This window comes from Citrobacter sp. RHB21-C05 (genome assembly GCF_013889015.1).
Taxonomy (GTDB): Bacteria; Pseudomonadota; Gammaproteobacteria; order Enterobacterales; family Enterobacteriaceae; genus Citrobacter_A; species Citrobacter_A sedlakii.
In genome coordinates this window covers 4,219,427-4,232,409 of record NZ_CP057611.1, presented here as the reverse complement: position 1 = coordinate 4,232,409, position 12,983 = coordinate 4,219,427, and the positions used below count along the sequence as shown (strand labels likewise).

Annotated in this window: 11 protein-coding genes; 2 read left to right on the top strand and 9 right to left on the bottom strand. The window is 54.4% G+C overall.

Annotation, left to right across the window (positions count from 1 at the left end; translation table 11 throughout):
- Positions 1 to 47: 47 nt before the first annotated feature.
- From yjdN to kdgT, 3 genes are all read right to left on the bottom strand, one after another.
- The gene (gene yjdN / locus HVX72_RS20150) at positions 48 to 491 is read right to left on the bottom strand and encodes a VOC family metalloprotein YjdN (protein ID WP_181822167.1); all 444 of its coding nucleotides are present in this window, start codon (positions 489 to 491) and stop codon (positions 48 to 50) included.
- 97 nt (positions 492 to 588) lie between these two features.
- Complete coding sequence (locus HVX72_RS20145) at positions 589 to 924, bottom strand: zinc ribbon domain-containing protein YjdM (RefSeq protein ID WP_042291061.1); 336 nt, start codon at positions 922 to 924, stop codon at positions 589 to 591.
- Between the two features lie 217 nt (positions 925 to 1,141).
- On the bottom strand, positions 1,142 to 2,140 hold the full coding sequence (kdgT, locus tag HVX72_RS20140) for a 2-keto-3-deoxygluconate transporter (protein ID WP_042291058.1): 999 nt from the start codon (positions 2,138 to 2,140) through the stop codon (positions 1,142 to 1,144).
- Positions 2,141 to 2,841: 701 nt separating this feature from the next.
- Here kdgT and proP point away from each other — a divergent pair.
- Together proP and pmrR are read left to right on the top strand one after the other, a co-directional pair.
- Positions 2,842 to 4,344, top strand: a complete 1,503-nt coding sequence (gene proP / locus HVX72_RS20135) for a glycine betaine/L-proline transporter ProP (RefSeq protein WP_042291054.1) — start codon at positions 2,842 to 2,844, stop codon at positions 4,342 to 4,344.
- A gap of 63 nt (positions 4,345 to 4,407) precedes the next feature.
- Positions 4,408 to 4,500, top strand: a complete 93-nt coding sequence (pmrR, locus tag HVX72_RS20130; protein WP_060570378.1) for an LpxT activity modulator PmrR — start codon at positions 4,408 to 4,410, stop codon at positions 4,498 to 4,500.
- On the opposite strand, the gene pmrB is transcribed toward pmrR, so the two are convergent.
- From pmrB to adiA, 6 genes are all read right to left on the bottom strand, one after another.
- The gene (pmrB, locus tag HVX72_RS20125; protein ID WP_181822166.1) at positions 4,497 to 5,576 is read right to left on the bottom strand and encodes a two-component system sensor histidine kinase PmrB; all 1,080 of its coding nucleotides are present in this window, start codon (positions 5,574 to 5,576) and stop codon (positions 4,497 to 4,499) included. The genes pmrR and pmrB overlap by 4 nt on opposite strands.
- The gene (basR, locus tag HVX72_RS20120; protein ID WP_042291047.1) at positions 5,577 to 6,251 is read right to left on the bottom strand and encodes a two-component system response regulator BasR; all 675 of its coding nucleotides are present in this window, start codon (positions 6,249 to 6,251) and stop codon (positions 5,577 to 5,579) included.
- Positions 6,248 to 7,891: a phosphoethanolamine transferase EptA gene (gene eptA / locus HVX72_RS20115; RefSeq protein WP_181822165.1), complete on the bottom strand. Its 1,644-nt coding sequence runs from the start codon at positions 7,889 to 7,891 to the stop codon at positions 6,248 to 6,250. The genes basR and eptA overlap by 4 nt, the downstream gene beginning before the upstream one ends.
- Positions 7,892 to 8,011: 120 nt before the next feature.
- Entirely contained in the window at positions 8,012 to 9,349 is a 1,338-nt protein-coding gene (adiC, locus tag HVX72_RS20110) for an arginine/agmatine antiporter (protein ID WP_181822164.1), read from the bottom strand.
- A 129-nt stretch (positions 9,350 to 9,478) separates the two neighbouring features.
- A complete protein-coding gene (locus HVX72_RS20105; protein ID WP_042291041.1) occupies positions 9,479 to 10,240 on the bottom strand; it encodes an AraC family transcriptional regulator in 762 nt (253 codons plus the stop codon).
- A gap of 334 nt (positions 10,241 to 10,574) precedes the next feature.
- The gene (gene adiA, locus HVX72_RS20100) at positions 10,575 to 12,842 is read right to left on the bottom strand and encodes an arginine decarboxylase (protein WP_181823302.1); all 2,268 of its coding nucleotides are present in this window, start codon (positions 12,840 to 12,842) and stop codon (positions 10,575 to 10,577) included.
- Positions 12,843 to 12,983: the final 141 nt, after the last annotated feature.

Sequence of the window (12,983 nt, the reverse complement as noted above, 5' to 3'; positions counted from 1 at the left end):
TTGAGTGGAATCAGATGACAGGGCGGGAGGCAGGGCCTCCCGCGAGGTTAACCGTTTGCCTGCTGCTTAACGACGTTGATCATCCACGGGACGCCGTAACGATCGCTGACCTTGCCAAAGCCGTGCGCCCAAAAGGTTTCCTGCCAGTCCATTTCAATTTTTCCTTCGGCAGCGAGGCGGTCGAACCAGCGTTTTCCTTCGTTGACATCCTGCGTGTCAAGAACCAGCGTAAAGCCGGAATAGTGCGCCGTGCCTGACGGTAGGGCGTCACTCATCATAATGTCGCTCCCCGCAATGCGCACATTGGCATGGGCGATGGCAGTATCGGGGAAGGTCATTGCGGACGGGCAGCCGTCCTGACTGTCCTGTGCCGACGGGGGCATTTCGCCGAAGCTGATTTTATAGAGCAGTTCTGCGCCGAGCGTTTGCTGATAAAACGCAATGGCGTCGGCACAGTTGCCAGCAAAAGAGAGATAGGGACTTAACGACATGATCTGGACCTCTGATAAGGGAAGCCCATTAAGTGTAGTTACCCCCAGCCCGGTAAGCGAAGCGCCACCGGGCAATATCAGGCAGGCAGGATAACAATCAGTTCTTTTTCACAAACTCCGATTTCAGCTTCATCGGGCCGAAACCGTCGATTTTGCAGTCAATGTTGTGATCGCCTTCCACCAGTCGGATGTTTTTCACTTTGGTGCCGATCTTCAGCATCGAAGAACTGCCTTTCACCTTCAGATCTTTAATCACGGTCACGCTGTCGCCGTCGGCCAGCAGGTTGCCGTTAGCGTCTTTCACAATCAGCTCATCGCTGTCCTGCGCCGGTTCGGCATCGTTCCATTCGTGGGCGCATTCCGGGCAGATATACATGCCGTTGTCTTCGTAGGTGTATTCGGAGTTGCATTGTGGGCAGTTAGGTAATGACATGGTGAGTTCCTCAAAAGTCAGCAGGGGCAAACGCGCCCCAAAAGCATGGCAGATTGCCGAAAAAGGCGGCAATTATACACAAAATCCCCAACGTTGTCGGGACTACTCGCGTTTTAAGAAAGGGAGGCTGGAAGAAAGCGAGGTGAAAGGCGCGAAGAGAAGCGGACGCAGTCGTTAGACGTCGCCCTCCCGCGCAGAGCGGGAGGGCGACTGAAGGTTAGTGATTCATGGATTCAGCGGTTTTTTCTTCCGCATTGACCGGAGGCTGAACGTTGCCGAAGCGTTTGGCGTACAGCGCAGTGATGATCGGCACCAGGATGGCGGTGACAATCACGCTGGCGGCAACCAGCGCCGTCGCGGAAGCCGCGACGGGCTCAAACGCCGGGTTGATCTGGGCGATAATGACCGGGTTCGCCACCGCAGCGCCCGCCGCAGAAGACGCCGCCACACCCGCTGTACCGTTACCGCCGCCGATCACGCGGTCGGCAATAATCAACGGAATACCGGTGATAATGATGACCGCCACGCCCAGCATGATGCCCAGCAGACCTGTATCAACAATCACGCTCAGGTTAATGGTGTTACCCAGCGCAAAGCCGAAGAACGGAATCAGGACTGGCGTTGCCTTGCTGAAGAACGCACGCAGATCGTGGTCGAGGTTACCGAGGGCAAAGCCGATCAGGAACGGTAATACGGCGCCGATAAAGTGATGCGGCTCGAAAGAAGCGAGGCCAGCGGAACCAAGAATCACCATGGTCATCAACGGACCGGACTCCAGTGACATCAGCACGAACGCGCCGGACTCTTCTTTGGTGCCGTACTGGTTCATCAGGCTGGCGTACAGGCCGCCGTTGGTCATGTCCATTGCGGAAACAATCGCCAGTACAGACAGACCCGCGAAGAAACCGGTTTGAATGCCGGTGTCCGGAATAAACGAGGCGGCGATCATCGCCACCACCCACGCAACGGCAATTTTCGTGATTACCAACGTACCGGATTTACGTAATACCGTACCGGTTGCGCGCAGATCGATAGAAGCGCCAATACAAAAGAACCATACCGCCAGAATGGGCACCGTGCCGCTTATCATTCCTTTAGTAAATGAACCGAAATACGCGCCCGTGTCTGGCGCCAGGGTATTTAAAACGGCGCCGAGCAGTAATGGAATCAACATCATCCCACCAGGGATGCGTTCTATGGTGGCTTTAATTTTCATAAACGTCCTCACTTCTTACCCGCGAAACAAACGGACAAGGTGGCAAAAGGTATTGAATTCAGTTTGTTATATCGAAGCGAAGCGCAGAAAATACTGCGTTCCCTTTACGTTGTACGTAGCGATTGCGCCTGCTGGCGGCCTCTTTCGCTCCCCGGTGGTGTTGCCTCGTCTCTTATCTTGCATTCATTGGAATATTGATTCAATGAAAACGAAACAGTGTTTTAGTTATCTTTGTCACATAATTAATGTAAACATTCGGCGGCTTTTGGATTATTTAAAATAAACGTAAACAAGGTGTAAAAAAGCCAGGGGAATTTGCATAGCAGATTAATAGTGTCGCCGGGAAATGTTTGGTCGTGACGATGAATGTCATCGCAACGAAAGCAAAAAAGAATCGCAACGTTGCCACGTCAAAAAAGAGAGTGAGGATCACCTTATTTACGTTCTTTGACGAAACACAAACATATATGTGAAGTTGATCACAAATTTAAACACTGGTAGGGTAAAGAGGTCATTAACCGCCCACTTCAGGCGTCAACAGGTTCGGTTGTACAGTCCTTAACCGGTCAGTGTAAGTAAACCTGCTACGCTTGGTAAAGGAATTGCGCCTGCGTGATTCCAACGCTCGACGGTGACGTTCGCGCAGCTTGCGCCAATGAAGCGGTATGCAGCGAGACAGGGCTTAGTCTATGAGGACAGCTATGCTGAAAAGGAAAAAAGTAAAACCGATAACGCTTCGCGACGTAACCATTATTGATGACGGTAAACTGCGTAAAGCGATCACCGCGGCCTCGCTCGGCAATGCGATGGAATGGTTTGATTTTGGTGTTTATGGCTTCGTTGCCTACGCGTTAGGTAAAGTATTCTTCCCGGGGGCTGACCCCAGCGTGCAAATGATTGCCGCGCTCGCGACTTTCTCTGTTCCCTTCCTGATTCGTCCACTTGGCGGTTTGTTCTTCGGTATGCTCGGCGATAAATATGGGCGTCAGAAGATCCTGGCTATCACCATCGTCATTATGTCGATCAGTACGTTCTGTATCGGCCTGATACCGTCCTACGCTTCTATTGGTATCTGGGCGCCTATCCTGCTGCTGCTGTGCAAGATGGCGCAGGGCTTCTCGGTCGGCGGCGAATACACCGGCGCGTCGATCTTTGTCGCGGAATATTCCCCGGACCGTAAACGCGGCTTTATGGGCAGTTGGCTGGATTTTGGCTCGATTGCCGGATTCGTGCTGGGCGCGGGTGTCGTGGTGCTGATCTCCACCGTGGTGGGGGAAGCAAACTTCCTTGATTGGGGCTGGCGTATTCCGTTCTTTATCGCGCTGCCGCTGGGGATTATCGGGCTTTACCTGCGCCATGCGCTGGAAGAGACCCCGGCGTTCCAGCAGCACGTCGAAAAACTGGAGCAGGGCGACCGCGAAGGCTTGCAGGAAGGTCCAAAAGTTTCGTTTAAAGAGATTGCGACCAAACACTGGCGCAGCCTGCTGGCGTGTATCGGTCTGGTGATTGCCACCAACGTAACCTATTACATGCTGCTGACCTATATGCCGAGTTACCTGTCGCATAACCTGCACTATTCGGAAGATCACGGCGTGCTGATTATTATCGCCATTATGATCGGGATGCTGTTTGTGCAGCCGGTGATGGGGCTGCTGAGTGACCGTTTTGGTCGCCGCCCGTTTGTGATTCTGGGCAGTATCGCGCTGTTTGCGCTGGCGATTCCGGCATTTATCCTGATTAACAGTAACGTGATCGGGCTGATTTTTGCGGGTCTGCTGATGCTGGCGGTGATCCTGAACTGCTTCACCGGCGTGATGGCCTCCTCGCTCCCGGCGATGTTCCCGACGCACATTCGCTACAGCGCGCTGGCGGCGGCATTTAATATCTCGGTGCTGATTGCCGGTCTGACGCCAACGCTGGCCGCCTGGCTGGTGGAAAGCTCCCGGGACCTGATGATGCCAGCCTATTACCTGATGGTGATTGCGGTGATTGGTTTCATTACCGGTATGACCATGAAAGAGACCGCCAACCGTCCACTGAAAGGGGCGACGCCTGCCGCGTCTGACATTCAGGAAGCGAAAGAAATCCTCGGCGAGCACTACGATAACATCGAGCAGAAAATCGAAGATATCGATCAGGAAATTGCTGAACTCCAGGAGAAACGGACTCGTCTGGTTCAGCAGCATCCACGTATCGACGAGTAAAGGCGTCTTAAGGTTTGCTTAATCTCTGACGGGCATACTCTCCTTCATAATCTGGAGGAGAGTATGATGAAAAAGCGTCTTTATGAACGTGTCGCCACTGTCTTTAGCGTGCTGATTGTCAGCAGTTTTTTGTACGTCTGGGTCACCACTTATTAGATCTTCTCCAGCCTCACCGACGCGCGGGTTCCCGTCGCATCCACCCGGTTTTGCAAATAAAATTCGCCGCGATGCAACTGCGTGATGCGGCTGACGATACTCAGCCCCAGCCCGACGCCGCCGAAACGGCTGTCCATACGCACGAACGCTTTACTTAGCTCGCCGCATTGACTTTCATCGATCCCCGGCCCTTCATCTTCAACCGCCATGACGGCCTGTTTATCCGTGTTCAGCGTGATCGCGATCGTCGTCCCTTTGGGACTGTAACGATGGGCGTTTTCCACCAGGTTACGCAACAGCATGCGCAGCAGCGTGGCGTCGCCTTTTACCGTCACGTCGTCGCGCCTCTCGGGCAGCAGCAAGGCCTGATCGCGCTGTTCCAGCATGGTGCTAAGCTCATCCCAGGACGGCAGGATGACGTCTTCCAGCAGCCGGACCTGCTGATAATTACCCGACGAGAACGACTGTCCGACGCGGGCTAACTGCAACAGCTGCGAGACGCTGTCCATCATCTGATCCAGCCGCGCAACGAGCGGGGCGACGTCTATATTATGCGCTTTTGACAGCAGTTCGAGGTGCAGACGTACCCCGGCCAGCGGCGTTCGCAGTTCGTGCGCCACGTCGGCGGTAAACAGGCGCTCGTTCTCAAGCGTCGCGGTCAGCCGGTTCACCAGTTGGTTCAGCGCGGAAACCACCGCTTCAATTTCCAGCGTTGAACTGCGAAGGTCGATCGGCGTCAGGTTATCCGCGGTGCGGCTCTCCAGCTCTTTTTGCAGGCTGACGAGCGGCCGGGTGATACGCCGCACCGCCTGGTAACAGATCAGCAGCGTCAGGCTGACCATCAACACGCCGGGGACGATCAGGCTGGCGACCGCTTCGCGAATTTCATGCATGATGTGGCGGTCATTATTGCGGTTATCCCGTAGCGCCTGCTCAAACAGCTCAATCTGCTCAGTGCTTTCATGCCAGAGCCAGAAGGCGCTGATCAACTGGAAAACCAGCAGGATAACGCCGATGGTCAACATCAGGCGCTGGCGCAGGGTCATGGGCCGGCGCAGAAAACGCGTCAGGTTCACTTAGCCTTCCTCGGTCGCGGTCGCCACCAGCATGTAGCCAAAGCCACGCACGGTGCGAATGCGCGACTTACCGACCTTGTCGCGCAGGTTGTGGATATGGACTTCCAGCGTGTTGGTGGAAGGCTCGTTGTCCCAGTTATAAATGTCGTTATAAAGAATTTCCCGGTGCACCGGGCTGCCGGCTTTCAGCATTAGCCTGGAAAGCAGGGCGTACTCTTTTGGCGTCAGCACCAGCTCCTCGCCGGCTTTCCAGACCTGGCGACGCCCCATATTGAGAGTCAGACCGCCGACCACCAGTTCGCTTTCGCCCTGGTTATTGTGGCGGCGAAGCAGCGCGCGGATGCGGGCATGAAGTTCTTCCAGCGCAAAGGGTTTCACCAGATAGTCGTCGGCGCCCACGTCCAGCCCGGCGATCTTGTCGCTGAGCGTATCGCGGGCGGTCAGGATCAACACGGGCAGGGTGTATTTTTTCTGCCGGATACGCGCCAGAAAATGCAGGCCGTCCTCGTCCGGCAGGCCGAGATCCAGCACCAACAGGCTGTAATGACCACTTTCCAGACACTGCTCCGCCGCGCGTGCGGTGGAGACGCCGTCGCAGGCGTATCCCTCGGTTTGCGCCGCCAGGATCAACCCCTGTAAGAGCAGCGTATCGTCTTCCACAATCAGTATTTTCATTCAGCGGTTCTCCTGCAGGTCCGCAGAATGTCATCCGCGGGCCGGTATTGCGTTGTCTGCACGCCGGTCAGTCCCAGCATGGTCGAAAAAAGGTTGTCCTGCGAGTAATCCTGTTCCCGCGCCTGTTTTTGCAGGCAATCATTGTCTACGCCGTAGCGTTGCTGATAATCCGGCGACAGCCACAGCAGCATCGGCACATGCTTTTGCGTTTCTGGCGCAATGGCGTAAGGCAGACCGTGCAAATACACGCCATCTTCCCCCAGCGATTCGCCGTGGTCGGAAAGATACACCAGGCTGGTGGTAAATTTATCCTGATGCGACTTCAGGATATTAATCGTTTTATCAACAATATAGTCGACATACAGAACGGTATTATCGTAGGTATTGATGAGCTGCTGCTGTGAGCAGGTTTGAATTTCATTGGTGTCGCAGGTTGGGGTAAATTTCCTGAACTGCGGCGGGTAGCGGTGGTAATACGTCGGGCCGTGACTGCCAATGGTATGCAACACAATGACCCCATCGCCTTGTAACTGGTTGATGTACGACTCCAGGCCGTTAAACAGCACGTCGTCATAACATTCGCCGTCAATGCACTGGCCTTTCAGGTTGAGGGTAGTGACATTCTGATGCGGTACGCGGTCGCAGGCGCCTTTGCAGCCGCCGTCATTATCGTTCCACAGCACGCTGATACCCGCGCGTTGAATGATATCCAGCAACCCTTCCTGATGGTGCGCCAGCTCTGCGTCATAGTGCTTGCGCGGCATCCCGGAGAACATACACGGCACGGAGACCGCGGTAGAAGTCCCGCATGAGGTGGTGCGCGGGAAGTAGACCACGTTATCTTTTGTCAGCAGCGGATTGGTTTCACGCGGATAGCCGCCCAGCGAAAAGTTTGCCGCCCGCGAGGTTTCCCCGACGATCAAAATGGTCAGGTTTTTACGTTCGCCGTCCACGCTCTGCGGAGTGCGATGGGCATCTTCGCCAATGCGCACCAGCGGCAGGTTAGCCAGCCGTTCGTGCGCGTACCAGGACCAGGAGGCCACCAGACTGTTCGAGGGACTGAGCGCTTTCACCAACTGCTTATTGTTGCGAAACAGCGAGGCGTAATCTTTATAAAAAAAGCTGGCGACTAGGACGATCAGCAGGACGGAGATCATAATGCTGATCCCACGCGCCAGTACGCTGCGCAAACGCGGCGTAGAGGGGCTGATTCTGATCCCGCAGGCGATCAGGGCCGCTACAATGCCGCTCAGACCGAGGGTAAGCACCATCTGCGGCGTCATCAGGGCGAATGTTTCGGCGGGCGTGGTATCCATCATGTTGGCGATCATCGAACGGTCGATGATGATGCCGTAGGTGAGGATGAAATATTGCGCCGCCGCGCCCATCAAAATAAACAGGCAGGCCAGCGGGCGGTTCAGCCAGAGAAACGAGGCCAGCGTCAGGACGATGTTGATCACGCTGAACGCCACCACCGGCATCGACAGAAAGACCAGCACGTTACGCGCGGAGTCCAGCGGTAGAGCCTGTATGACCTGCTTATAAAAGGCGAGATTCAGGCAAACGGAAAGATAAAACGAAACCAGCAGCAGCCAGGTGAGCAGGCTGATAGACGGTCTTTTGAATATGCGCTTTAACATGGGGTGAGGTCCATCAACGAAGTGGCGCCAATCTTCGCAGAGTAAAATTAAGCCAACCTTAAGAAATTAAGGTTGGCTGTTTTGAAAAGCCGCGCCCTTGGGCGTTTCCCGGCAGGCGAACTAATTTTTGCTCACTGGCGCATCCAGCGGATACGGGTTTTTATGGATGCGGTTGTAGTTCAGGGCATACAGTGCAGTTATGATCATTAAGGTGACAAACGACCACATCACCTCTTTCGCGCCGGAGCCAACCACCGCCCAGATGCAGTAAACAAATGCCACGAAGGTGACGAGCAGGTAGATTGGCCGCGCCTTGCCGAAGTGTCCGTGACCGAGCAGCAGCAGTGCGGCGCAGGTATACAGATACGGCACCAGGGTAAAGATCACCGAGACAGAGGACACCAGACCAAACTCTTTGGCGGCGTTTGGCGACATGCTACTGAACTGAAACAGGGTCATTAAGATCCCGACGATGATCAGCCCGGCGACCGGGGTACCGGCTTTGTTGACGCGGGCGAAAATGGGCGGGAACAGGCCGTCGTCGGCGGCGGCTTTCGCCGTCTGACCGGCCAGCAGCGTCCAGCCGCCGAGCGAACCTAAACAGCCTGCCGCGGCGCAGAAGGAAACAATCGCGCCTGCGGTATTCCCCAGCGCCATGCGGGCGGCGTCGCCAAACGGCGAGGCGGAAACGCGCAGCACGGCGTTCGGGATCATCCCCATGATCGCGGTGGTTGAGAGCACGTAGCAGACGGCGGCTATCAGCACTCCGCCAATGGTGGCGATCGGCACGTTGCGTTGCGGGTTTTTAACTACCCCCGCCGCTACCGAGGCGCTTTCTACCCCAATAAACGACCACAGCGTGACGTTCAGGGTACTTTGAATCGCGCCAAAGGTGTTCATGCCGCTAACGTTCCACGCCGCCATATAGGTTTCACCGCGAAACCAGAACCAGCCGAACACGGCGATGCCAACAATCGGCACCAGCGCCAGCACGGTGGCGACGGCCTGTACGCGGGTGATCATTTTCGGCCCGACGATATTCAGCAGAACGAAAATCCACAGCACCGCCACGCAGGTCAGAGTGAGCACCAACGGATCTTTCAGGATCGGGAAGAAGTAGCTGAGATAACCAACGCCAATGACTACCATGGCAATATTGCCGATCCAGCAGGCCAGCCAGTACAGCACGTTGGTCTGATACCCGAGGAAAGGGCCGAAGCAGCGTCGTGCGTAAGCGTAAGAGCCGCCAGGACTGGGGTCTAATGCCGACATTTTGGCGTAAACCATCGACAGCGCCAGCGCGCCGATAATGGTCACTAACCATCCGTAGATGGCAATCCCGCCGGTGGCGGCGAGGTTAGCTGGCAGCAGGAAAACCCCTGATCCCATAATATTCCCCGACACCATAAGGGTGACGGGGATTAAGCCCACTTTGTGGGCATCAGCATCTGAAGACATTATTCAACTCCTGAAAAGGACTGTGAAATCAGGTCGTATAATACGCCCGGAGTGCGCCGCTGAATGATGTCGGAACAGGCTTATCGCTAATGCTGATATTATCGTGGCTTATTACAAAACAGGAATGCGTCAGGGCGCAGGGCGATTCTTAAACTGGCTGACATAATGCAACGGCGTCATGCCGTAATACTCTTTAAATACCGAGATAAAATAGGATGTGCTGTTATATCCGCACAGTTCAGAAACCTGAGAGATATTTTTACCGTCCATTAATAATTGATTAACGGCATAGCGCATACGGCAGGTAGTGATGATTTGGCTGTAGCTGGTATTTTCGTTTTTTAATTTTTTCTTCAGCAGGCTGGGGCTCAGGCATAAACAGCTGGCAACCTGGCTGAGGTTCCACGCTTTATGTATATCACTTTCAATAATATGGTAAACGCTGTCGCTGATTCGGTCACGCAGCATAAACATTAACAGCGACATAAACTTTTTGCTGTCGAGAAAGCGCGACAGTACGGTGAACAGCAGGGAGCGGGTGCGCTCGTTTTCGCCGGGGCTGTTGGTATGCTGGACGCTGTGTTCCGCCGCGACCCGAAAAACGTCTGGCGTTACGCATAATGCGGTTAACACTGGCGATGAGCTTCGCTGCCAGAGGGGGACGTGAGATAAATCTTTATTCAAAAAACGCAGATATTCTTTAATGATATCGCGACTTATATGCGCGACAAGTGCATTATTAAGCGATGAGATATCAATGATGTTATTTTCGCAGGCGATAAGCGCCATATGATGTGCTTTTAAATTTATCGCCTCTTTGCCATTTACCCTCAGCCAAACATCTTTTTCTGTTAACACCACGATGCAGGGTTCTGTGCTGCAAAGTCTCATACCCCAACTCCTGAAATATGAACATAAAATACCCGATCCCGCCAATGGAGAGAGATAACGGAAGCCGTAAAATTTGTATGATGAATCAAATCCTGCATTAAAATAATCTTTTTATTTTCTATTTCAAGCGTCAGCAGATGATTCTTATGTACAGAATTTTTTACGAGGGTGGAAACCGGAATGAGAGATAAAAAAAAAGCGCGGGGGGACCCGCGCAAAAAGGTATGACAATGCTCATGTTGCAACAATACTCAGGAAAAGGCTGTCACATCCTCTGGCCAAAATCTGGCTGCGTCACGCTGGCCGGGCCATGACGCAGTCGTCGGAACTGACGTCAGGCTTTCACGCACATGACGTGATACACGCCGTCAATAATTTCCGTCCCCTCCGTTTCATGTTCAAAGCCCGGGAAGTGACGATCCCACGACTGTAGCGCGCGCAGATACCCCACCTGCGGACTGTTGTCATCGCCAAAGTTTTCCCCGGAAAGCAGCATGGGAATGCCTGGCGGGTAAGGGATAACCGAGTTAGCGGCAATACGCCCCGGTAAATTCTCAATTGCCACCCTTTCGACTGCATCATTAACAATGGCGTTATAGGCGTCACGCGGCGTCATTTCTGCAACAGGCAGGCTGGAATAGGCCGCGTTCAGGCGCGCACCAGGGTTATTCTCTTTCAGCCAGGCGAACATCCGATCGCCCAGATCGTGCAGCCCGATATTCGCATAAGCGTCAGGATGCGCTTCCACCTGTTCCGGCATTACCTGCGCCAGCGGTGTGTTGGCGTCATAATGCTGTTTAAACGAGCACAGCGTGTTGATTAGCGTGCCCCATTTCCCGCGGGTGATCCCCATCGAGAACAGAAACATAATCTGGAAGTCGGTGGTGCGGGTCGGCACGATGCCGTGACGTCCCAGCCATGCGGTAACCAGCGCGGCAGGCACCCCGGTCTCTTCCAGTTCGCCATCGTCACCCATACCCGGTGCGAGAATACTGACTTTGATCGGGTCGAGCATGCTCCAGTTATCCGGTAAATCCGTAAATCCATGCCAGCTTTCACCCGGACGCATTATCCAGCAGTTCTGGTCGGTGGCCAGTAAAGACGCCGGCGCGTCAGCAAAATCATACGTTTCCCCGCTTTGCGGATCGGTAACCTGCTCTTTATTCCACGGTTTGAAGAACCAGTCGCCGTCGGCACGGTACTCTTTGTACAGGCGTGCCATCGCCTGACGGAAATCTATCGCTTCATCGATCACTTCCTGCGTCAGCGACAGGCCGCTGTTGCCATCCATCATTGAAACCGCCACGTCGTTGGATGCGCAAATAGCGTATAGCGGCGAGGTGGTGGCATGCATCATGTACGCCTGGTTAAAGCGGGAGAAATTTACCGCGCCGCGCCCTTCACGCACATGTATATACGACGCCTGCGAAAGCGCGTTCAGCAGTTTGTGAGTGGAGTGGGTGGCGAAAACGGTAGGACCGCTGTGATCGCCCGGCTCGCCGCGCATGGCGAAATGATCGGCGTAAATTGGGTTAAAGCGGGCATAGCCGTACCAGGCTTCGTCGAAATGGATGCGGTCGGTGGTTTGCGCCAGCAGATCCTGCGCCGCTTTCGCGTTATAGCAAACGCCGTCATAGGTACAGTTGGTCACTACGCTGTAGGTGGGCTGTCGCCCGGTTTTTTCGCGGGTCAGCGGACTGGCGTCGATTTTTTTCCGCAACGTTTCCGGCTGCATCTCCTGCGGATAAATTGGCCCGATAATGCCATAGCGGTTGCGGCTTGGCACCATATAAACCGGTTTCGCCCCGGTCAGGATCAGCCCCTGTTCGATGGATTTATGGCAGTTACGGTCAATCACCACTACATCATTGTCGGTCATACAGGCCTGCATGATTGTGCGATTGGAGCCGGACGTCCCGACCACCACTGACCATGACCGGTCTGCGCCAAAGACGCGGGCGGCATATTTTTCGCTTTCGCCAAATGCGCCAGTGTGGTCGAGCAGCGAACCGAGCGTGGTACGCTCAATGCCCATATCGCTGCGGAACAGGTTTTCGCCGTAGAAGTCATGATAGAAACGACCGGCAGGCGTTTTGGTAAAGCCCACGCCGCCCTGGTGGCCCGGGGCGGCCCACGAGTATTCATGAATGTCGCTGTACTTCATCAGCGCGCTGAACAGCGGCGGCAACAGTTGCTGACGATAGCGGGTCATCGCCGCCACGGCGCGCCCGGCAATAAAGTCGGCGGTATCTTCAAGGATCCAGGCGAACTCATCGACAAGCTCCAGCAGGTCGCGGTCCAGCGATGCGGTGGCTTTCTCTCTGTCGCCCAACAGAAAGACGGGCACGTTTTGCTGGCGCTCATGAAGCTTACCGATCAGTTGCCTGACGTTGAGATGTTCATCCGCGTGTTCCATCTGATAGCTGAACATCAGGCAATCAATGGCTTCGTTGGCAGAAAGGATGGCGTAGCCGTCGTCGAAAGACGTGGACTTAATGACGGTAACATTTTGCCGACTTAAGGCGTCAGCCAGACGTTCTACGGCGCTGCCCACCCAGGTGTCCTGATGCAGAAATTCACTTTCAACAATTAATACTTTCATCATCTTTACCCGGTAGTGAAGGAATGTGTGACGCGGGCAAGTATTGTCCCGGCAAAACAGAGAGTAAAGAGGGCGTCAAGGGCAGGGGTGTTACGATAAATAAATTACTAATCAACAGGTTATGTGTAAAATATCCTGTTT